General features: G+C 62.5%; 21 protein-coding genes. 10 read left to right on the top strand and 11 right to left on the bottom strand.

The features are described from left to right. Positions 1-3: 3 nt before the first annotated feature. The 9 genes from OLSU_RS01465 to OLSU_RS01425 all read right to left on the bottom strand — a co-directional run bounded on the left by OLSU_RS01465 (position 4) and on the right by OLSU_RS01425 (position 9,980). A complete protein-coding gene (locus OLSU_RS01465; protein WP_013251169.1) occupies positions 4-852 on the bottom strand; it encodes a class C sortase in 849 nt (282 codons plus the stop codon). Positions 853-944: 92 nt separating this feature from the next. Beyond that, complete coding sequence (locus OLSU_RS01460; protein ID WP_013251168.1) at positions 945-2,480, bottom strand: SpaA isopeptide-forming pilin-related protein; 1,536 nt, start codon at positions 2,478-2,480, stop codon at positions 945-947. A 116-nt stretch (positions 2,481-2,596) separates the two neighbouring features. After that, the gene (locus OLSU_RS01455; RefSeq protein WP_013251167.1) at positions 2,597-3,676 is read right to left on the bottom strand and encodes a SpaH/EbpB family LPXTG-anchored major pilin; all 1,080 of its coding nucleotides are present in this window, start codon (positions 3,674-3,676) and stop codon (positions 2,597-2,599) included. A gap of 45 nt (positions 3,677-3,721) precedes the next feature. Beyond that, positions 3,722-5,800: a hypothetical protein gene (locus tag OLSU_RS01450; RefSeq protein ID WP_013251166.1), complete on the bottom strand. Its 2,079-nt coding sequence runs from the start codon at positions 5,798-5,800 to the stop codon at positions 3,722-3,724. A gap of 268 nt (positions 5,801-6,068) precedes the next feature. Continuing rightward, positions 6,069-6,872 carry a metal ABC transporter permease gene (locus tag OLSU_RS01445; RefSeq protein WP_013251165.1) on the bottom strand — a complete coding sequence of 268 codons (804 nt, stop codon included), beginning with the start codon at positions 6,870-6,872 and terminating at the stop codon, positions 6,069-6,071. Between the two features lie 4 nt (positions 6,873-6,876). Continuing rightward, positions 6,877-7,602 (bottom strand): metal ABC transporter ATP-binding protein, encoded by a 726-nt coding sequence (locus OLSU_RS01440; RefSeq protein WP_148219032.1) that lies wholly within the window; start codon positions 7,600-7,602, stop codon positions 6,877-6,879. 35 nt (positions 7,603-7,637) lie between these two features. After that, complete coding sequence (locus tag OLSU_RS01435) at positions 7,638-8,663, bottom strand: metal ABC transporter substrate-binding protein (RefSeq protein ID WP_013251163.1); 1,026 nt, start codon at positions 8,661-8,663, stop codon at positions 7,638-7,640. A gap of 251 nt (positions 8,664-8,914) precedes the next feature. Next, the gene (locus OLSU_RS01430) at positions 8,915-9,328 is read right to left on the bottom strand and encodes a Fur family transcriptional regulator (protein ID WP_013251161.1); all 414 of its coding nucleotides are present in this window, start codon (positions 9,326-9,328) and stop codon (positions 8,915-8,917) included. A gap of 283 nt (positions 9,329-9,611) precedes the next feature. Further along, positions 9,612-9,980, bottom strand: coding sequence for a DUF1304 domain-containing protein (locus OLSU_RS01425; RefSeq protein ID WP_013251160.1), 369 nt, complete (start codon positions 9,978-9,980; stop codon positions 9,612-9,614). A gap of 237 nt (positions 9,981-10,217) precedes the next feature. Here OLSU_RS01425 and OLSU_RS01420 point away from each other — a divergent pair, with 237 nt between their 5' ends. The 5 genes from OLSU_RS01420 to OLSU_RS01400 all read left to right on the top strand — a co-directional run bounded on the left by OLSU_RS01420 (position 10,218) and on the right by OLSU_RS01400 (position 14,772). Then, entirely contained in the window at positions 10,218-11,153 is a 936-nt protein-coding gene (locus OLSU_RS01420) for a 3-hydroxyacyl-CoA dehydrogenase (RefSeq protein ID WP_013251159.1), read from the top strand. 306 nt (positions 11,154-11,459) lie between these two features. Continuing rightward, positions 11,460-12,257 (top strand): ZIP family metal transporter, encoded by a 798-nt coding sequence (locus tag OLSU_RS01415; RefSeq protein WP_013251158.1) that lies wholly within the window; start codon positions 11,460-11,462, stop codon positions 12,255-12,257. Positions 12,258-12,772: 515 nt separating this feature from the next. Next, the gene (locus OLSU_RS01410; protein WP_013251157.1) at positions 12,773-13,150 is read left to right on the top strand and encodes a GntR family transcriptional regulator; all 378 of its coding nucleotides are present in this window, start codon (positions 12,773-12,775) and stop codon (positions 13,148-13,150) included. Positions 13,151-13,195: 45 nt separating this feature from the next. Next, entirely contained in the window at positions 13,196-14,074 is an 879-nt protein-coding gene (locus OLSU_RS01405) for an ABC transporter ATP-binding protein (protein WP_013251156.1), read from the top strand. Further along, on the top strand, positions 14,071-14,772 hold the full coding sequence (locus tag OLSU_RS01400) for an ABC-2 transporter permease (protein ID WP_013251155.1): 702 nt from the start codon (positions 14,071-14,073) through the stop codon (positions 14,770-14,772). Before OLSU_RS01405 ends, OLSU_RS01400 begins: the two co-directional genes overlap by 4 nt. Before the next feature lie 314 nt (positions 14,773-15,086). Here the strand turns inward: OLSU_RS01400 and OLSU_RS09590 are convergent, their stop codons facing one another. After that, positions 15,087-15,257 carry a hypothetical protein gene (locus OLSU_RS09590; protein ID WP_013251154.1) on the bottom strand — a complete coding sequence of 57 codons (171 nt, stop codon included), beginning with the start codon at positions 15,255-15,257 and terminating at the stop codon, positions 15,087-15,089. Positions 15,258-15,526: 269 nt separating this feature from the next. Here OLSU_RS09590 and OLSU_RS01395 point away from each other — a divergent pair, with 269 nt between their 5' ends. From OLSU_RS01395 to OLSU_RS01385, 3 genes are all read left to right on the top strand, one after another. Beyond that, the gene (locus OLSU_RS01395; protein ID WP_013251153.1) at positions 15,527-15,853 is read left to right on the top strand and encodes a PadR family transcriptional regulator; all 327 of its coding nucleotides are present in this window, start codon (positions 15,527-15,529) and stop codon (positions 15,851-15,853) included. Continuing rightward, positions 15,850-16,413 (top strand): DUF2812 domain-containing protein, encoded by a 564-nt coding sequence (locus tag OLSU_RS01390; RefSeq protein ID WP_013251152.1) that lies wholly within the window; start codon positions 15,850-15,852, stop codon positions 16,411-16,413. Before OLSU_RS01395 ends, OLSU_RS01390 begins: the two co-directional genes overlap by 4 nt. A 227-nt stretch (positions 16,414-16,640) precedes the next feature. After that, positions 16,641-17,420, top strand: a complete 780-nt coding sequence (locus tag OLSU_RS01385) for a MerR family transcriptional regulator (RefSeq protein ID WP_013251151.1) — start codon at positions 16,641-16,643, stop codon at positions 17,418-17,420. Between the two features lie 151 nt (positions 17,421-17,571). Here the strand turns inward: OLSU_RS01385 and OLSU_RS01380 are convergent, their stop codons facing one another. Then, positions 17,572-18,069, bottom strand: coding sequence for a methyltransferase family protein (locus OLSU_RS01380; RefSeq protein WP_013251150.1), 498 nt, complete (start codon positions 18,067-18,069; stop codon positions 17,572-17,574). A 79-nt stretch (positions 18,070-18,148) separates the two neighbouring features. Between OLSU_RS01380 and OLSU_RS01375 the strand changes: the two genes are divergently transcribed. Together OLSU_RS01375 and OLSU_RS01370 are read left to right on the top strand one after the other, a co-directional pair. Next, positions 18,149-19,117 carry a ketopantoate reductase family protein gene (locus tag OLSU_RS01375; protein ID WP_013251149.1) on the top strand — a complete coding sequence of 323 codons (969 nt, stop codon included), beginning with the start codon at positions 18,149-18,151 and terminating at the stop codon, positions 19,115-19,117. A 46-nt stretch (positions 19,118-19,163) separates the two neighbouring features. After that, positions 19,164-19,949: an alpha/beta hydrolase gene (locus OLSU_RS01370; RefSeq protein WP_013251148.1), complete on the top strand. Its 786-nt coding sequence runs from the start codon at positions 19,164-19,166 to the stop codon at positions 19,947-19,949. Positions 19,950-19,983 lie beyond the last annotated feature (34 nt).

Here is a 19,983-nt window from a genome sequence, read left to right as displayed (position 1 = left end):
TTCTTACCTCCGACCCATCCTGCGTGCGTGTCGCGGTCCATCATGCGGCTTCCCTCTCTTGCGGCGGGCCAGGCCCGTGGTCACGAGGATCACGAGTCCCGCGCCCGCGAATGCTCCTACGAACGGCAGGCAGCCGATCGTACGTACGTCCCCATCGCTGGGCTCGGGGTCATTGGGGACCCTGTGGCCGCGCACCAGAAGCCGATGCGTGTTCACCCCATAGGGGGTACAGGTCACCAAGGTGCATAGGTCCTGTCTCCCCTCGATGCCGAGGGCGTCCAGATCATCAGGGGGAACCGTGAGGATCTGGTCGATCTCGTAGGTGAGGGTTCTGCCAAGGACGTGGAGGACGAAATGGTCTCCCTCGGCCAGCTGATCTATGTCCGTGAAGAGGCGTGCCGAAGGGAGTCCGCGATGACCCGAGATGACCGTATGTGTGCCCTCACCACCGACCGGCAACGAAGAACCCGGTATGTGCCCTATGGCGATCTGGAGCACCGTATCGTCAGTCCCGTGATAGATAGGCAGGCTGACGCTGATCTTGGGAATCGAGACATAGCCCATAATCCCCGTGCCGGTGACGTCCAGCATCCCCTCGTACACCTCCTTTTCTTCGCTGCTCAGGACAAAGCGCCCGTCGCTCGTATCCAAGCCCTGGTTGTATGCCACGGCGGCGTCCCAGATTGCCTGGTTCTCCTCGTCGGGGTTGCTCTCCACCTGACGTATGTAGCCCGCAATCGCCTGGGACTGATGAAAGGAGTTCCACCAGTCGCTGGCACTCGGATAAACCAGAAGTCCCATGCCAACCAAAAGAGCGAAGGCCAGCAGGATTGTGGAGAGATGCCTCTTCATCGGGTGCTTTACCTCATCGCTCCCCTCGGCTGATGCGCCGAGGGGAGCGCCGTTTCATACGTGACAAGAAGAGTTATCGGCCTGTGCTGAGGCTAGGCCTCCTCGTGACCCTTGCGACGGCTGATGTACAGGCCAACACCCGCGCCGACGACCAGCAGCGCACCAAGGCCGTAGAGAACGGTGGTGCCCATGCCGCCTGTGGAGGGAAGCGTGGAGCCGGACTTGTTGACCACGGTGGTGGTGATAGTGCCAGCGGTCGTGTCTACGCTCGCCTTCTGGGTGGCAGTGCCCAGATCGATCTCTCCCGTAGTGGTGACGCCATTGATGCTGACCAGCGTCTTGCCCGCGTCATCCTTGACGGAGGTGACGGTGAACTTGATCGGGTCGAGGGTGTTGTAGCCCTCAGGGGTCTTGGTCTCCGTGAGGGTGTACTCGCCGTCATCGAGACCAGTGAAGTTGAACTGGGTGCCCGCCTGTGCCGTGGTGACGGCGATGGTCTTGGTGGAGCCGTCCTTCATCGTCTTGGTCAGCGTGAACTCGGCGCCCGCCAGTGGCTGGCTGGCCTCGTTGGCCTTGTTCACAACCACCTTGTAGGTGAAGACGATAACGGTGTCGTCGGGCGTCCTGCCATGGTGCTGGTCGTTGTTGGAGTCGTTAGAGAACTCGATGTTGCTGGCGTTGACGTTGCCCGCAGAGCCGACGTTGGCACCGGTGAGCAGCTCGGAGGTGTACTCGACCGTGATGGTGGAGCCAGCCTGAGCGGCGGTCTGCTTGAGGTCGCTGAATACCACGTCGAAGCCCTCGGATGTGGTGGAGACCGTGTACTTGCTGGAGTCGACCTCGGTACCGTCAATCTTCACGACCACGTTCTGGGGATCGCCGAGCTGGGTCTTCACGTACTTGTCGTGGAACGCGAAGTAGTACGGTGCGGGATAGTCGGCGTAGTCGGAGGCCACGGTGCCGGTCAGCTTGAAGGGCACGGCGTCACCGATGTCGTAGTCGGCGGTGTTCTGCCAATCGGAGGTCACCCCGGTGGTGTCGTTGGTGTCCTTGACCTCCTTCTTGGAGGTCGTGGTGGTGTCCTTGGCGGTCACCTCGGTGTCTCCCACGACCTGCAGGATGTACTTGGAGTAGGTGTCGCTGGTCAGCGATGCAGAGGCATCCTTGATGAGGTAGTAGCCGTCGCCGACGACGTCGATCTTGCCGTTGGCGGAGGTGACCTTCGTCGAGGACAGGTGGGCCGCGACGACCTTGGCCAGGGCCTCGGCATCAACCGACTTGTCGATGATGCCGCTCATGGCTGCAGCCGCGGTCACGGCGTCGGTCGCGCTGGCGAACTTGGAGCCGATGATGGCGTCGGCCTTCAGCGCGGCGAGCAGGGCGTCGCCATCGACGCCGGAGCCCCAGGTGATGCCCTGAAGCTGCTTGCTGGCGCTGTCATATGTGCCCGTGAAGACCTGGTAGGCCTCGTAGGAGTGCGTATCGACCTGGCCCGAGGGCTCGCTTACCGTGATGGTGTGGGGAGTCGTCGTGTCGGCGAACGCTGCCGCGGGAACCAGTGCGACTGCCAGCAGGAAAACTGCAAGCAGGGCAAGTGCCCCCTTCAAAAGCCCGCTTTTTCTTACCATTGCCTTTCCTTTCTTGGTACGTCGTGCTTGTCCTGTACCGGCTTGACCACCTGTCCAGCAGTGACATCCTTGGGCGGCATCCTCGTCATGGGCCCATCGGCCGTATGCGTCCGCGCTCACATGCCCCTGCGAAGCCTCCTGAGCCCAAATGCCGCGCCTGCCAGCAACACGAGTGATGCCATACGAGAGAGGACCGTGCCCGTACCGCCCGTGTCGGGGAGGACGAAGCCGTTGCTGCCCTCTTCGTTCGCCACCTGCAAGGTAAAGCCGCTTATGTACTGGTCGTCCTCCGTCGGACTGTCGGTGACGGTGAATTTGATGGGCGTGGGATCGAGCTTGTAGCCGTCAGGAGATTGCGTCTCGACGAGGTAGTAGGTCTTGCCCTCCTCGATCGTCCATCCGACCGTGGTCTGACCGCCTTTGATGTCCACGATGCCCTGGCTGTTGGAGGTGAAGGTGACGTTGCTGCCGTCCTTGTCCCTCACTGGGTTGTTCCTGTCGATATCTCCGTTGGCGTCTGCGTTGTACAGCGCGAAGGTGGCACCCTCGAGCTTCTTGGTCAGATCGCCCTTGGCATACTTGAGCAGCTTGATCGAGGGGATGGAGGCGCTGCCGCTGCCGCTCGAGCTGAAGTTCCCCGTCTGGGTAGTCGTCTTGCTCTGGCCGGAAAGCGACGCCGTGTTGGAGTACTGGACGTTGCCCGTGCCGATGACCGTCGCGTTGTAGGTGAGCGTCACCGGAGTGGCATCGGGGAACGTGACCGTGAGCGTCTTGGTGGCGACGTCGTAATCGTAGGTCACGCCTTCGCTGGGAGTGGCCTTGATCGAGCTCACGTCGAGGACCTGGTTGGTCATCGTGTCCTTCAGGGTGAGCGTGTCACCGTCGGGGTTGATGTCCGTGCCCGCGGGGTTGAGCGTGATGGTATAGCTCGCCGTACGGTCGTTGCTGCTGGGGTTGGGCCACTTGGTCAGGTTCTTGCCCAGGAAGTCGTAGCTGTAGTCGATGCTCCTCTTGCCCTCGTTGCCATCCCAGTTGACCGTGTTGTCGATGGTGGTCTTGCCGTTGTTGTCCGTGGCCCTCTGCCTGAGCGCCTTCAGGGCGTCTGCATCCTTTACCGTCAGGTAGTAGACCAGCTTGTAGTGGCTGTAGTAGCTTCCACTACTGGTCTTGGGCAGCGAAGATACGTTGATGGTCATCCCCGTGCTCGTGGGCGTGGTGGTGAAGGTGACGTTGCCGTCATACTACCCGTATTGCGTGCCCCCATAGATATGGGCTGCGTCGTGTGCGTCGGACGCGTAGTACTCCAGGATGGAGGTATCGAAGCTGTCGGTGATCGTGAAGCTGTCGCTTGAGACCCCGGTGAGCACGACCTCGTACCTGTACACCGGCAGGTCGATGCCGCTGTCCCATTCGCCGACATGGCGCGTCCCCGATTGATCGCCGCCCTTCGTTATTCCATGGCTCAAGCCCGGGTTCACGCTGGCCGATGCGTCCTTGGACACGTCATTTGCCGTGACCCTGACGTTGTTGGTGTGCGTCTTCTGATAGTCCTGCGCCGTACCGTTGTTGACGGCGTCGATCCAGTCCTCGTTGAACCTTGTCTTGAGAGTGACCGTTATCGTGCGCTCGGAGCCCGTGCCAATGGCCCCCGGCTGCGTCTTCGCGGCGTCTTTGTAGAAGACGAACCTGACCTTGCCGGTCTCGCTGGCATCGACGCTGTACGACTCACCACTTGCCAGCCCGTCGACCTGAATGGAACCGTCAACCAGCGAGTCATAGACGGTCTGGCCGTTCAGGTAGGTGTTCGGCAGGATGTCGGTGGCTTCGAGCTTCGTGTAGCCGTCCTTTGGGACGGTGACGTGGAACTGCCACGTCACCTCGGTCCCAGAGACCTTGGTGGCCTTCTTCTTGACGTCAACGTTGAAGGCGGGATTGACCGTCGCCTGACCGTCCGTGCTTTTGTCGCCGTTGGGCGTGACTTCGGTCGCGTTGTTCTTGACCGTCTGAGACTGCAAGGTGTCCGTGATGTCGACGTCGGTGGTGTAGGAGACCTTGTACTCGTACTTGCCGTCGGTCGAGGGGACGTCGTACCTCCACGAGGTCGCGGAGGACAGGTCGCCCACACCGAGCTGCGCCCAGGTGAGGGTGCGCGTCTCCTTGAAGCTGCCGCTCTCGTCGTACACGTCGATCCTGATGCCCGCGCCCGAGTACCTCATGATGCCCTGGGACTCAGGGGCAATCTGGTCGCTGATGCTCTTGCCTGCCAGTGACACGCGACGTTCCTTGTTGGCGTCGATGTTCCATGTGACGCTGCGATACGTCCTGCCGTTGGAGGTCGTCGGCGAGGTCGCAGCCGTTCCGGTCTTGCTGATGGTCGAGATCGAGATCTGGTTGGCGAAATCCTTCGATTCCGTCTTGCCCGGAGTGTCGGGCGTCTCGACCGTAACCTTGTTCCCCGTCTGACCGGCGGTCCCGTTGTCCGTGATCTTGGAATAGTCGATGGTGGCGGTATAGGTGATGGTCGCCGTCTCACCATTCCTCATGATGGGAATCGTGATGTCGAAGCCGTTGCCCGACGTGCCGCCCGTATACGAGGAGCTGATGCCCGAGATGGCGAGCGAGTCGCTGTCGTAAGTGAGCGCCGTGCCCGAAATCGAATCCGTCACGTGGACGTTCTTGTTCACTCCCGTCGAATGCACCGTGACGGTGTAGTGGATCTTGCCGTCATCGCCCACGTAGCCCGACTTGGCTATGGACACATCATGGGAATCGTCGAGGTTGAACTTCTTGGTCACGTCGCCGCCGAAGTGAACGTCTCCGTTCGCATCCGTCACCGTGCCTTTTATGGAGATGTTGAACTTGGCGTTCGCCGCATCGACAAGCTTCTGGTAGGCAGTCGGATCGTCCGTCGGCCACGTGACCGTAAGCCTGCCGTCAGAGATGGCATAGGGCACGTTCATGGTCGTGGTGCCACCGCCATCGGTGATGGACATGGGGAACGTCCCGCTTTGCGCAGCAAAGTCGAAGCCGCTCGGCAGGTCGTACGTGAGGGATCCGTTGTCGAACTGCAGACCAGACGTCTCCTCAAACGAGAGTCCCAAAGTCAGCTCCGTGCCGGGCTTGACCGTAATGCTCCCGTCCTGGTTAAGCGTGCCACCCGTGACGTCGACCGCAGTTATGAAGTCCTTCAGATCTGTTGAACTACCTGCAGCCCACGCAACGGTGGCAACCGCGAGCATAGCGACGGTCAGGAGGACAGAGAGCGCCCCCCCCCGAAGGATTTCAAAACCAAGCTTCTTTTTATTACTGGTGACCCTCATCTGGATACCCTGCCGATTCCTCCGAACCCCATTGGCCATGGGGCAGACAAACGAACGCAAGTATGCCTATACGACCTGGTCTTCACCTCTGTGATCATCAATGGCCGCAGCCCATGCGAACCACGAGACTCTCCTTGTATGAGACATTATCTCTAATCTCAATAGATATGCAAGCCCCGACCGGCCTACACGTTACATATATTGGGGGAGGCGATGTACGCGAAAGCACCTATGGTAGCGTTATGTGGGACAAGCGGTGCCGCCGGCATCAGCGTCGCAAGGTCGCGGCCAGCTTCTTGGCGGAAAGCACCAGAAGGAGCAGGGCGACGGCCGCGAGAACGATGGTGCCGCCTGGCTTGAGACCAAGGTAGTACGAGACCACCAGGCCCGAGACGGTGGTGAGGACCCCGATGGAGCACGCAATGATGCAGGTCTGGCGCCAGCTGCGCGCGAGCTGAAGGGCACAGGCCACCGGAACCACCATCATGGACGACACGATGAGCGAGCCCACGGTGCGCGACGCGACGGCAACCACCAGCGCCACGACCATGACAAAGACGAAGTTCGCGGCGCCCACCGGCACCCCGACCACACGTGCGTGCCTCTCGTCGAAGGACATGAGGAAGAGCTCGCGACGCAGGGTGACGCACAGGGCAACGGAGACCACGCTGACCACCACAATGGAGAGGACCTCGCCCTCCGTCACGGTGAGGATGCTACCGAACATGAAGCTGTTGAAGCTCGAGGCGTTGGGGACGAAGCCCGAGAGCACGCCCGCCAGACCGATGCCCGTCGCCATGACCACGGCGACGGCAAGCTCGGACTGATCCTTGAACTTGCGCCGTATGCCCTCGATGCAGAGGGCGCCGCCCACGCAGGCCACGATGGCACCCGCCACGGGACTCGCCCCTGCCACGAGGCCCCCGGCCACGCCGGCGAGCGAGGTATGCGAGAGCGCGTCCCCGATCATCGAGAGGCGCTTGAGGACGATGGTGACGCCCACCAGGGGGACAGCGATGCCCAAAAGGGATCCCACCAGCAGTCCCCTCTGCATGAACACGTACTCCAGCATCCGCCTACTCCCCCCTCTTGCGCGCGAGCCCGTCCACGACCTCGACCACGCTGCAGTCAAGCTCTGGGAGCGCATCAAGGTCGTGGGTGACGAGCAGGATGGCAAGGCCGTGCGAGACATGTGCCTCGGCGACGAGGCTATAGAACGCGGAGCGGCTCACGCTGTCCAGGCCCGTGGTGGGTTCGTCCAAGATGAGCAGCCGTGGGTCATTCACGAGTGCGCATGCCAGGCGAACGCGCTGCAGCTGACCACCCGAGAGCTCGCGGATGAGCCGCCTGCCGAAGTCTGCCATGCCCACGCGACCCAGCATCTCGATGCTGCGCCGCCTGCGCGTGCGCCGCGACGCCAAGCCCACACGAGGCGACCGGCACTGGCTGGCATCGACCAGCTCGAACACGCTGGCCGGGAAGCGGGAGACCGCCTCGGACGGGAGCTGTGGAACATAGCCGACCCTCTTCCAGTCCCGGAAATGCAGCGGGTCTCGGCCAAAGAGGCGCACCCCGCCACGGGAGGGCCGAAGCTCCCCCACGACGAGACGCGCGATCGTGGACTTACCGGCACCGTTATCGCCCACGAGGGCGCAGATCTCACCCGCGCCCACCGTAAGGTCCGCACCTCTCAGCACCTCTTCGCCTCGATAGGAGAAGTGGACGCCCTCGAGCGTGACGGGAGGGACGCGGGATGGGGACACGTCGGATGCGGGCACGTCTGTGACAGACGTGCCGGACATGGGTGCGTGGGTTCCCTGAGAGGTGCCAACGGTCATTAGGAGAGTGCCTTCTTCAACGCATCGAGGTTGGAACGCATGACGGAGAGATAGTCCTCGCCTGCGGCAAGCTCCTCGTCGGAGAGCCCCTCGAGGGGGTTGAGCTCCTCGACGGACGCGCCGGAGGCGTCGGCGATGGCCTGGGCGACCTTAGGGCTCACCAGCTCCTCGCTGAAGATCGTCTTGACGTTGTTCGCCTGCACGAACTCGACGATCTTTGCCATCTGCTGGGCATCAGGCTCGCTGTCGGCCTCGATGCCCTCGATGGGCATCTGCGTGAGGCCATAGGCGTCGCAGAGGTAGCCAAAGGCCTCGTGCGAGACGACAATGGTCTTGTTGGGCAGGTCGGTAAGGCCGTTCGAGAACTCGGAGTCCAGGGTCTCGAGCTCCGCCGCCCACTTCTCGAAGTTGGCGTCGTAGGTCTCCTTGCCATCCGGGTCGGCCTTCACGAGGGCGTCACGGATGTTGCCAAGCTGGGTCTTGGCGTTGAGGGGGGCGAGCCACACGTGCGGGTCGGTGGCCGAGGCATCCTCGCCGTGGCCGTGATCGTGGTCATGGCCCTCGTGAGCGTGCTCCTCCGCCTCCTCGGCCTGGGCCTCCGCGGAAAGCTCCCGCAGCTTGACACCGTCACTGGCCTCGACGGTCACGAGCTTGTCGTTGGAGATGCCGTCGAGGACGTCGCTCACCCAATGCTCCATGCCTGCACCGCTGTAGACGAGCACGTCCGTCTCGGAGATCGCACGGATGTCGGACGTCGAGGGCTCCCAGTCATGGGGCTCGGTTCCCGCCGGCACGAGGCAGGTCACGTCCACGCGGTCCCCGCCCACCTTCTGGGCGAAGTCGTACATGGGATAGAAGCTTGCGGAGACCTTCAGCTTGGCGTCGCCGGAAGCATCTGACGAACCGCCCTTCATACCAGCGGCGGAACAGCCTGCCAGGATGGAGCCCGCGGCGAGAGCGGAAAGGCCCAGCATGCCGCGCCTGGTGCAGGAAAGGTTGATGTTGCCGAGAATGCTGGAGCGCATAGGTCCTCCTAAAGTGACGTGAATATGTCTGACGGGTCGTGATCGCCTGGTCGTCGGCCGGAGCAGGATGGCCTAGATGTCCAGACGTACCCCCAGCGCCACGGGCGAGAGCACCGCCAGCAAGGCACCCCGAACGGCAGCCGTACGCGTTGTGGCGGAGCGCACGGACATGGCGGCACGGCCTGCGGTAGAGCGAGACGCGGCGATACGGGCCGTTTCGGTGCAATCCGTTGCGACATGAAAGGGGGCCATCATCGGGCGACCCCCGTACGACATGCGGAGCAGCGGCCGTAGAGCACCGTACGCGCAAGGTCGACGTCGAAGTCGTGGTCGGAGCGCACGTGACGGGAGAACTCCTGAAAAGCGGCGCAATCGATGGATATGACACGCCCACAGTCCAGGCAGACGAGCCGACCGGCCTCCTCGTGGCCCGGCTCGACCAGGCGATAGCGCGACTCGCCCCCGTCCGGCATGGTCGCCTTGGAGACGAGGCCTTCGCCGACGAAGGCCTCGAGCGTGCGGTAGACCGTCGTGCGACCCACCTCGACGCCCTGCTCGCGCAACATGGCATAGATATCATCGACGCTGAGGTAGCGACTGGCATGATCCTGCAGGAAGGCCTGGACGGCCTTGCGCTGGCGCGTGTTGTAGCTCCCTCTTGCCACCACGTCGCTCCTTCCCATGCACATACCCGGCAGGACGGGACCGCCCGCCGAAACGAAATCGTCCCGAGATCACTCACCGCAACAAAAGCCACTCGCCAGGACGAGAATCTCCCATCAGAATGAAATTGAATTCAAATTTCGTTTTATCAGTATAGGGAGGGACCCACGGGTGTCAACCGACGGGCATCGGACGCCAGGCCCTCCACGGGCGGTCCATGGCGGGCACACGACGGCAAAGGCAGTACGCCTTTCCCGACCAGGCCTCCCACTGGTCGGTGGGCACCTACACCAACAAGGTCCAGATGGCGCTCAGGAGCGTCAGGATGGCGAGGCCACCTTGCATGAGGATGATACGGGGGTTGCTGGTCAGGCTTCCATAGAGCGCCACCAGGATGATGAAGCACATGAGCATGATGATGACGGGAAGGCTGGCAAACAGGTAGACGGACACCAGCACCATGACCGCCACAAGGCCATTGTAGATACCCTGGTTCTTGAAGAGCGTCCTGACGGAGTCACGGCCCAGCTCCTCGACGGGCATGCCAAAGACCTGCGCGGTCTTCTCGGATGTGGTTGCAAAGGCCTCAAGGTACATGATGTAGAGGAACTCCACGGCCACAAGCGTGGCCAGAACGATCGTCACAAGATCCATGCTGCTCTCCCCCTTCGGGAATCACGTGACGGATCCCCATCCAGATCGTCGATGACCCTCCCCTTGTACCCAGCGCGACCCCGTCGAAGCGCCACCTTGGCCCATGGCCTGAAATTTGTCGCAACCACCGATTGCCCATGGGAAATATGGGAACACTCCCCTCACAAGCGTGCGTATACGAAAAGGCGCCCTTCGCCCATCGGGGCGTAGGGCGTCGCGACGAGAAGGGATTGGTCCATGGACTTCAAGAAGGTAACCGTTGCGGGCGGTGGCGTGCTCGGCAGCCAGATCGCGTTCCAGAGCGCGTTTCGGGGCTTCGACGTCACCGTCTGGCTGAGAAGCGACGCCTCCATCGGACGAGCCAAGCCCAAGTTCGAGCGCTTGCGCACCATCTACCTGCAGACCCTTGAGGCCGCGAAGACCAACCCAGCGGCCTGGGCACGCGGCTTCGGGCCGGAGCGTCCCGACGACGCCGGCATCGACGCCCTCAAGGAGCAGGTCGAGCGCGCCTACGCCAGCCTCAAGCTCACCACCAGCTACGACGAGGCCGCAGACGCCGATCTGGTGATCGAGTCCATCGCCGAGGACCCGGCACAGAAGATCGCCTTCTACCAGGAGCTCGCCAAGCACCTCCCCGAGAGGACCGTCATCGCCACCAACTCCTCCACCATGCTTCCCAGCGCCTTCGCCGAGGCCACCGGCCGTCCCGAGAAGTACCTGGCCCTCCACTTCGCCAACGAGATCTGGCGCAACAACACCGGCGAGGTCATGGGCCACGCCGGCACCGGACAGGCGTACTACGACCAGGTCGTCGAGTTCGCCGAGGCCATCGGCATGGTGCCCCTGTGCCTGCACAAGGAGCAGCCGGGCTACATCCTCAACTCCATGCTCGTGCCCTTCCTGAACGCCGCCGAGGCACTCTGGGCAAACGGCGTCGCCGACCCCGAGACCATCGACAAGACCTGGCAGCTGGGCACAGGCGCACCTGCCGGTCCGTTCCGCATCCTCGACGTCGTCGGGCTGACCACCGCCTACAACATCGTAATCATGGACCCGCGCTCCAAGGACCCCGAGACCGTCCAGGGCAAGATCGCATCCAAGCTCAAGGCCAAGATCGACGCAGGCGAGACGGGCGTCAACGCCGGCAAGGGCTTCTTCGACTACCACAAGTAGCGCATGGCGTCACGCGTCGCACAGGGGCAACGGGTGCCATGAGCGTACCCATATGCCCCCGTGCAACGACGAGCGGCCATCCGGGCAGTCGCCCTACGGGATGGCCGCCTCTTTCTTCTCGCTTCTTTTGCCTTTTCTCGCTGTCGTAATGCCGCACGGCTCGAAAGGCATCCAGCGGGTATCAGGAACCTGTGCGATGGCTAGATTAGTGTGGCTCATAGCCTCGGGCGATTCTGAGGGGGTTGAGACGCCGGCCCCCAAGCATTCCCCCAGAGGCCGCCACGGCTTGGATACAAGGAGCGTTACATGGACGTCTCGGATTCCCTCTCGAACCTCTTCGTGGGTCTGGGCCTGCCGCTCTTTGGTACCACGGCAGGCGCGGCGATGGTCTTCCTCATGCGAGGCAATCTCAGCAGGACGGTCAGCCGCATCCTCACGGGCTTTGCCGCCGGCGTCATGGTCGCAGCATCCATCTGGTCGCTCATCATTCCTGCCATAGAGAGCAGCGGGGGCATGGGACGCATGGCCTGGGTCCCGGCGTTCGTGGGATTCTGGGTGGGGATCGCGTTCTTGCTGGTGCTCGACAGCGTCATCCCCCACCTGCACCTGGGCGCCTCCAAGGCGGAGGGGCCACGCAGCGGGCTTACCCGCAACTCCCTCATGGTACTGGCCGTCACGCTCCACAACATCCCCGAGGGGATGGCCGTGGGCGTGGCGTATGCGGGCCTCCTGGCGGGAAGCCGGGCTCTCACCGCAGCGGGTGCCTTCGCTCTCTCGCTGGGCATCGCAATCCAGAACTTCCCCGAGGGAGCCATCATCTCGATGCCGCTGCGCGCCGGGGGTGACAGCAAGTCGCGGGCGTTCCTAGGCGGCTTTGCGTCGGGCATCGTCGAGCCCATCGGGGCCGTCATCACCATCGCCGCTGCCAGCCAGGTGACGGCCGCCCTCCCCCACCTGCTGAGCTTCGCTGCCGGTGCCATGATGTACGTTGTCGTGGAGGAACTCATCCCCGAGATGAGCGAGGGGGAGCACTCCAACTGGGGCGTCATAGCCTTTGCGCTCGGCTTCACCGTGATGATGGCCCTTGACGTGGGTCTGGGCTAGGCGGGTCGTGATTCTGGGCCCAAGCGGACCCAGAATCACTGCATGTAACAAAATCGGCGGTTATGTGTGGTTTTCTCTCTACTTTTTGTCGCCACACACTCGAGACGGACCGACAGAGCATGCTACTCGTCCGAATCAAAACATATATACGCAGTTATATCTATATATCATTTTATGAAGAATCTGCCCATAGGGAAAGGCGTCCGGTTCAAGGCCTTGGAAACCACACATAACCGCCGATTTTGTTACACACGGGGTCCGTGATTACACCGGGAAAGACCCATGCTCACGCCGAACAGGACTGGCGGCCACATCGAATGGGACACATGATTGCGCAAGGACTGGACATATGGCAGAAGTGAGTGACGCGTGGCGTTCACCGTTGACGACCGTGCTTAGTGTATATATACTGTATCTATCATATATATACAATTATACAGGAAAGGTACGGCTGCCAAGCTGCACCATGGTAATGGCTGGGATGCCAGTCACAGGTCGCGGGAGAGGGGCGACGGGTGGACATCGTCATATCGAACACAAGCGAACGACCCATCTACGAGCAGATATCTTCCCAGGTGAAGGAAGCCATCCTCTCGGGCGACCTTGCCGCGGGCCAGCAGTTGCCTTCGATCAGGGCGCTTGCGGGAGACCTCCACGTGAGCGTCATCACCACCAAACGCGCCTACTCTGACCTCGAGTCCCTCGGCTTCATCGAGACGGTCCAGGGTCGGGGCAGCTTCGTCGCGCGCGGCAACCTCGAGCTGCTGCGCGAGGAGAGGCTTCGTGAGGTGGAGGGCCTGCTCGAACAGGCCCTGGCAGATGCGAGTGCGGCAGGGATCACCGTGACCGATCTGCACGAGATGCTCGACACGCTTGCCGAAGCCGATATGTAGCGACGCCTGCCCGTAAATCCGTCCACGGAGCGTAAGGAGCGACTCATGCCAGATCTGCTCAAGATACAGGGACTCACGAAGTCCTATGGGGACTTCTCCCTTCAAAAGATGGAGCTCAGCGTACCAGACGGTCACGTGGTCGGCCTTATCGGCAAAAACGGCGCGGGCAAGAGCACCACGATGAAGGCCGTTCTCGGCCTGATCTTCCCTGATGCCGGACACATCGAGCTGTTTGGGAGGGCCGACGACGACGGGCCCTGCGTGGAAGTCAAGCGACGCATCGGGGTCGTCCTGGACAGCTGTCCGTTTCCTGCGGAGATGACGGCTGCAGACGTCGGCAGGCTGGGGCGTCGCGCGTTTGGCAGCTGGCGACAGGGTCGCTTCGACACGTTGCTGAGAGACGCTGGCATCTCGGCGACGAAGAAGGTCAGGAGGCTCTCCCGCGGCATGGGGATGAGGCTGCAACTGGCATTCGCCCTCGCCCACGAACCTGACCTGCTGCTACTCGACGAAGCCACGTCCGGTCTGGACCCCCTGGCCCGCGACGAAGTGCTTGACCTCTTGCGCGACCACATGTCCCACGAGGGACGGGGCATCCTCATGTCCAGCCACATCACGACCGACCTGGAGAAGCTGGCCGACATTGTGGTATGCATCGACGGCGGGCGCAAGGTGTTCGAGAAGACCCTGGAAGACATCTGCGACACGTCTGGCATCGCCCGCTGCAAGTCGGAAGACGTCGAGAGGATCATGCGGGCCGGCCTGTTCGGGCAGGGAGTCTTGCGAATCCTCAGAAACGGATATAGCTCTGACGTGCTGGTGCCCGACCGCAAGCTATTGCACGACGCCCTTCCCACCGTCACTTGCGAACGCGCATCTCTCGACGAGTACATGTTACTCACCCTGAAGGGAGAGGCTCTATGAGGACCACGATCCAAGCGGAGCTGACGGCAACGGGACGCCTTCTCGCCCAGCTCTTGGCAGTCTCGACCCTGGTGAGCGTCTTTGTCTCCGTTGCGACCCAATCCGTCGCCACAGGAGGAGCGGTCCCGGCAATGACCCTCATGTCCTACGTCTTCTCGACGCTTGCCTACGATGAGGCGAACGGATGGCAGGGCTTTCGCCTCACCTTACCCATAAGCCGCCAGAACGTGGTGGTGGGACGCTACCTGGCATCGCTCGCCGTCGCCATCCTGTCAGCCCTACTCGGTGCCGCCGTCGCATGCGCTCTCTCTGCCGTCGCCTCCACGCTGGGAGCAGACTCGTACCTTGCCCCGCTCGTCCTCACGGAGGAGACCCACAAGACCATATGGGCCGTACCGGCACTCAGTGTCGCGGCGGTCCTTGTCATGGTGGACGTGATGTTCCCCCTGGGCATGAGGTCCGGACTCACCCGCGCGGTGCGCCTGGTCCCCGTGGTGCTATGCCTCTTGTTTGTGGGCGGTGGCACGCTCGTCGGCAACGACGGTCCGCTGTCCGCCGCCATGGCCGATATCGTCGCGATGATCGAAGGTGGCGGATCCGTCCTTCCGCTCGTTGTGGGAGTGGTCGTGATTGCGCTCGTGCTGCACCTCGTCAGCATGCTGATTACGGTGCAGCTGTATGCTCGTCGAGAGTTGTAGGCAAGCCGTCAGCAACAGGGCCGAACCCGCCAGGAGCGACGGGTCCGACGCTCACCGCGTCACCCTACAGCAGGCAGGGAAGCCAACGACTCCCCGCAGAAAGCTGCTAGACCTGCAACACGCCTACCTGGAACTTCTCGGAAACCGACGGCTTTCCGCGGGAAGCTGTCGGATGTGGCAACCGCCACAAGGCCTACCCCAATGATCGCACCGCCGAGAACGGCAAACGACTTCCACCCCCTTGTCCATATCCCAAGGGGTGACCGCAACCCCCAGACGTTGCTCCGTCTGCGCGAGCCTTCGAGAAGAAGTGCCTAACCCATCGGAGAGACATCTGCCAGCCAGAGGCTCGCGACGAGCACCCATATGGTGAGACACGCCACCGCGGCCAAGGCCCCAAGCCCAAGCACGATTGGTATCCAGGCAATGGCACCCAGGATCAGCAGCACGACGGTGACGGCAATGGTGGACTTGCTAACGCACATGCGGGAGATCGCCCTCCTCACCACGAGATGACCCACACACCGCAGCGACCGCATCGATGTTCCCCACAAAGCGCCCGAGCTCCTTCTCTCACCTACCTCTTGAGCAAGTAAAACGGTGCGCAACCTGAGAACGCTGGCTATTTTTTTCAAAAAGGTCCTTGACGACTATTACGGATGTCGTTATATTACGTTTAACGATATATCGGAGAAAGTAGTAGTGACGGCACGTACGGAGTAGGGAGAAACGCACGCTCGGAAAGGAGGTCGGCATGGGAGGTTCGGCAAACCAGGGAGCGCTAACGGAGACGGTCTTCTACATCCTGCTGAGGCTTCACCATCCAGCCCACGGATACGCCCTGATGAAGGACATAGGCGAGATGACCGACCATCGTGTGAGCCCTGGGGCCGGAACGCTGTACGGAGCGCTGGAGACCCTGCAGAAGAAGGGCTGGGTCACGCCGCTCGAAGGGCGGATGGACGGCAGGAAGAAGGAGTACGTCATCACCGACGAGGGACGGCGGGTCTTCGAGCGCGACGTCAAGAGACTGGAAGAGCTGCTGGAAAACGCACGCAAGCTGAAGGGGGAGTTGTCATGAAGACTAGGGTCAAGAAGGCCTTCCTCGACATCAACGAAGAGGAGAAGTGGCTGAACGAGCAGGGCGCACAGGGCATGATGCTACTCTCCTACAGCAACGGGACCTACGAGTTCGAGGACGTGTCCCCCGCGGCGTTCCAATACAAGGTCGACATCCCGCAATACTCCGAGAAGGAGAGGAGGCGCGATTACCTCGACTTCCTCGAGCAGACCGGCGCCTCCGTAGTCGCCGAGTACGCCGACAGGGTGTACCTGCGAAAGAAGGCGTCGGGCGAGCCCTTCGCGCTCTACACCGACCGACAGGACGTCGAGCGGCAGGCCAAGAAGAGGAGCTCCCACCTCTATGCGATCGGTTTCTCGCAGATCATGCTCGGCATCATGTTCCTGATGCAGGCGTTCCTCAGGCATGAGGGCCCCGTCTCGTTCTGGATCCCAGCCGTGTTTGGCTTCCTCTTCGTGGTGTCCGGGATCGTCTTCCTGGCCCTTGGGTTCAGGGCAGGGAGGAAGGCCACCAAGGGACAGGTTCCCAGCCGAGAGGAGCGGGACATCTGGGAGGCGTGAGAGACCTCTGGCAGGCAGGCCCCTCGGCCAAGCAGCACGTCGGCCCCATCCCAAGACGCCTTCGGGGTGGAGATCAGAAAACCTAAGGCTGTCAGTAGAGGTCGCATGGTCACGCCTATACCACTCGCCCATAGCAACGTCCAGACGTCCCCTTGGCCTTCTCGTCGCGTAAAGCCTCGTTGACCTTCTCGTTACGCAAAGCCCCATGATGTCCTTGGGGGTGTGACATGGACGAGTCGAGGCCAGCGGGAAGGCACTACAGCGTGGGGCAGTTGGCCCGGATGGCGGGCGTGAGTGCACGCACGCTCCGCCATTACGAGGACATGGGGCTCCTTGAGCCCACTCGAGCGGAGAACGGGTACCGCACCTATGGCCCCCGCGACGTCAGGCGCCTGTCGCAGATACTCGCGATGCGCGCCTGCAGCCTTCCCCTCACGACCATCCGTCGCCTGCTCAAGGACTCGCAGGCAAACCTGCGGGATACCCTCGAGTCGCACCTCAAGACCCTGCGCGCGCAGGAGAAGTCGCTGACGGACGCGATAGCCCGCACGGAAACAGCCATCGCGGCAATCGAAGGGATCGAGAACATGGACGACGAGAAGAGATTCGGGGCCATCAAGGCCCAAAGCCTAAAGGAGTTCGAGGGCACGTACGGAATCGAAGCGCGCGAGCGCTACGGTAACGCGGCCATCGATGCGACCAACGAGCGCATCATGTCGCTCACGCGCGACGAATGGGACGCGAAGGACCTGCTCGAGGAGGCCATCAAGGTGCAGCTGCGCCTTGCCATGGCGTCGGACGACCCCAAGGGGGATGAGGCCGCGGAGCTCGCTCGCATGCACGAGCGCTGGATACGCATCCACTGGGGCGAGGCCTACGACCGCGAGACGCACCTGGCGCTGGTGCGTGGATACCTGGATGACCCACGCTTCAGAGACTACTACGACGCCGCAGCCGGGGATGGCGGGACGGAGTTCCTCGTGAGGGCGTTGGAGGCCAACCTGTAGCGCAAGGCACGCGTAACCGGGGCGGGGCGATGGCCCATCACCCCGCCCCGACGGAATCGCCTGCGAGAAGAGGGGCGGTGGAGGCGGGAGGCACAGCATAGGCCAAGCGACCGAGCTGACGGAGCCTCACGCGCACCTTTGGCAGACAGGCCTAGCGCCAGCATGGTGGCCAGGGGATGCAGCGGTTGACGCACTTGCAGTACGCACGATACTCGCTGCCATGGAGGTCCAGGAGCCAACGTTCCTCGGTATGCCGCATGAGCGCCGTGAGGAGCGCCCAGAACAGGAGGGGCAGGACGAGCAGCCAGACGTTGCCCGCCATCACGATCGCTCCCGTACACGCCATGCCAAAGGCCACGTAGATCGGGTTTCGCACCCACGCGTAGATGCCCGTGGTCACCAGGCGGTTCTCGCGGATCCCTTCGTCTATGCCCGCACCGAGGACCGCCGCGAGCCATACCACGATTCCAAGCGCAATCAGCACGATGCCCAGAGCGACACGCAAAACGACCGGGACCGGCCAGCCCGTATGGGGGATGAGGCCAAGCTGGCTCAGTGCCACGCCCATTGCCGTCAACACAATGATGGCGGCAACGTAGAGGGGTCCGACGCCCGCATAGGGAAGGTGACTGGACTCGCCCCTCGCCATGACCTTCCCCCTTCAATCCCATCAGTGTTAACCTTATGTTACTGCATTAAGCATACGCCTCGCTGGGGAGAGCGTGCCCATGGACGTCCTCGTTGTCGGCATCGGTGTCATAGGGAGTTACCTGGCGCACGCGGCCTGCGATGCGGGAAACGCCGTCACCGTGGTCGCACGGGGACGGTGGGGTGACACCATCCGCGACAGGGGACTCGTAATCCACCACCATGTGCAGCACAAGACCACCATCGACCACCCATATGTGGTCGATGGCATCCCCCAGGGCGAGCGCTTCGATGTGGCCTTCTCCGTCATGCGGCAGGACCAGCAGATAGCCGCCCTCGACCAGCTCGAGGGCATCGATGCGGACCTGCTCGTGCTTGTCGGCAACAACCTGCGCGCCCAGGAGCTTGCCGACCGGCTCAGGTCGCACGGACATGCCAGGCGCGTGCTCTTTGGCTTCCAAAGCACCGCCGGCATCCGCAAGGCGGACCATGTCGAATGCGTACGATGGGGTGCCACGGGGCTCGACGTTGCACCGCTCCATGGCGAGCCCACGGCTTCCGACAAGAACCTTCTTGCCCGTGTGTTCACGGGCGGGTATCGACCCAACTGGACCCATGATTTCGAGGATTGGCTCCTCTATCACGCCGCTGCAGTGCTGCCAATGTGCTTTGTCTCCTACCTCTGCGGTTGCGACCTACGCGCGGCATCGCACGAGCTGCTCCGCCAAATGGTAGCCGCCCAGGGTGAGGGCTATGCGCTCCTCGCACGGCTCGGCCACCCCGTCGCACCCGAAGGCAACGAGGGGCTCCTCGACGGAGGGCTCAAGACCCGCATGTGGCTTGCCGTCGTATGGATCGTGGCTCGCACAAAGATAGGGACGCTCTGCGTGGACGACCACTGCAGGCATGCCCCGGACGAGATGCGTGACCTCGAGGTGGGATTCGAGCGGATACGAGGGCTCGCCCCAGACTTCCCCATGCCCGCTTGGGACGCTCTCCTCGCTCGGATGGGCAACTGGAATGAGGTCTGCAGGCGGTGGGGGACATGACGGCAAGCCAAACAGAAACCCCTACGGAAACGAGGTCGGAGACGCCATGAAGATGCACGAATACGCGCCTTCTAGCAGCAGCGAGGCTCCCACGGCGCTGCTCATCCATCCCATGCTCTCCTCGGCGGAGGGCATGCGACTCATCGTAGCCGATAGGATGGGCAACAACCTCCACTATCTGATTCCCGACCTCTCCTCCCATGGAGAGGCAACCTCCACGGAATATCGTTCGGCCGCCATGGAGGCCAACCAGATCCGCGATTGGCTCATTGGGCACGGGCAGACGCACCTCTCCCTCGGCTTTGGCGCCTCACTTGGCGGCATCGTCCTCCTCGAGCTCCTCAAGTACCCGGACCTCACATTCGACCGCCTCTTCTTTGAGGGCACGAGCATGTTCGTCGGGGCACGCGCGAAGGAAGCCGTGGTGAGACGAATGTTCCTGAGCAAGCACAGAAGGGCAGCCGCCAACCCCCAGCTCGCCATCCGCAAGATGGGCGAGCTCTATGGCCCCCAGGCGGCACGACCCATGGCCGAGAGCCTCATCGCCATGAGCGAGCTGAGCATTCGCAACATCGTGCATGACTGTGGCAACGTGGAACCACCCGCCCTCTCGCCTGACGTCCAACGCCGGTGCACCTTCGCATATGGCGAGAGGGACTTCGACCTCAGCCGTGCTCGGAAGGTGATCCCCCGGCTATACCCCAACGCGACCCTCAGGGTATGGACCGGCTTCGGACACTGCGAGCGGATAATGGGCGATCCGGATGCCTACGCCGCCATGCTCCGCAAGGGCCTCCCAGCCCAACAGACGACCCAGGATCAGGCAGGTTAGCTGTTCTCGACCACAAGACCAAACGTCTGCCAGT

It is taken from the genome of Olsenella uli DSM 7084 (assembly GCF_000143845.1).
GTDB lineage: Bacteria > Actinomycetota > Coriobacteriia > Coriobacteriales > Atopobiaceae > Olsenella > Olsenella uli.
Note: the sequence above shows the minus strand (reverse complement) of the source record. Positions and strands in the feature narration are given on the sequence as shown.

Coding starts and splice junctions, on each gene's coding strand:
- OLSU_RS01465 (WP_013251169.1), bottom strand. CDS start 852: ATGAAGAGGCATCTCTCCACAATCCTGCTGGCCTTCGCTCTTTTGGTT.
- OLSU_RS01460 (WP_013251168.1), bottom strand. CDS start 2,480: ATGGTAAGAAAAAGCGGGCTTTTGAAGGGGGCACTTGCCCTGCTTGCA.
- OLSU_RS01455 (WP_013251167.1), bottom strand. CDS start 3,676: ATGACCATCAACGTATCTTCGCTGCCCAAGACCAGTAGTGGAAGCTAC.
- OLSU_RS01450 (WP_013251166.1), bottom strand. CDS start 5,800: ATGAGGGTCACCAGTAATAAAAAGAAGCTTGGTTTTGAAATCCTTCGG.
- OLSU_RS01445 (WP_013251165.1), bottom strand. CDS start 6,872: ATGCTGGAGTACGTGTTCATGCAGAGGGGACTGCTGGTGGGATCCCTT.
- OLSU_RS01440 (WP_148219032.1), bottom strand. CDS start 7,602: ATGTCCGGCACGTCTGTCACAGACGTGCCCGCATCCGACGTGTCCCCA.
- OLSU_RS01435 (WP_013251163.1), bottom strand. CDS start 8,663: ATGCGCTCCAGCATTCTCGGCAACATCAACCTTTCCTGCACCAGGCGC.
- OLSU_RS01425 (WP_013251160.1), bottom strand. CDS start 9,980: ATGGATCTTGTGACGATCGTTCTGGCCACGCTTGTGGCCGTGGAGTTC.
- OLSU_RS01420 (WP_013251159.1), top strand. CDS start 10,218: ATGGACTTCAAGAAGGTAACCGTTGCGGGCGGTGGCGTGCTCGGCAGC.
- OLSU_RS01415 (WP_013251158.1), top strand. CDS start 11,460: ATGGACGTCTCGGATTCCCTCTCGAACCTCTTCGTGGGTCTGGGCCTG.
- OLSU_RS01405 (WP_013251156.1), top strand. CDS start 13,196: ATGCCAGATCTGCTCAAGATACAGGGACTCACGAAGTCCTATGGGGAC.
- OLSU_RS01400 (WP_013251155.1), top strand. CDS start 14,071: ATGAGGACCACGATCCAAGCGGAGCTGACGGCAACGGGACGCCTTCTC.
- OLSU_RS09590 (WP_013251154.1), bottom strand. CDS start 15,257: ATGTGCGTTAGCAAGTCCACCATTGCCGTCACCGTCGTGCTGCTGATC.
- OLSU_RS01395 (WP_013251153.1), top strand. CDS start 15,527: ATGGGAGGTTCGGCAAACCAGGGAGCGCTAACGGAGACGGTCTTCTAC.
- OLSU_RS01390 (WP_013251152.1), top strand. CDS start 15,850: ATGAAGACTAGGGTCAAGAAGGCCTTCCTCGACATCAACGAAGAGGAG.
- OLSU_RS01385 (WP_013251151.1), top strand. CDS start 16,641: ATGGACGAGTCGAGGCCAGCGGGAAGGCACTACAGCGTGGGGCAGTTG.
- OLSU_RS01380 (WP_013251150.1), bottom strand. CDS start 18,069: ATGGCGAGGGGCGAGTCCAGTCACCTTCCCTATGCGGGCGTCGGACCC.
- OLSU_RS01375 (WP_013251149.1), top strand. CDS start 18,149: ATGGACGTCCTCGTTGTCGGCATCGGTGTCATAGGGAGTTACCTGGCG.
- OLSU_RS01370 (WP_013251148.1), top strand. CDS start 19,164: ATGAAGATGCACGAATACGCGCCTTCTAGCAGCAGCGAGGCTCCCACG.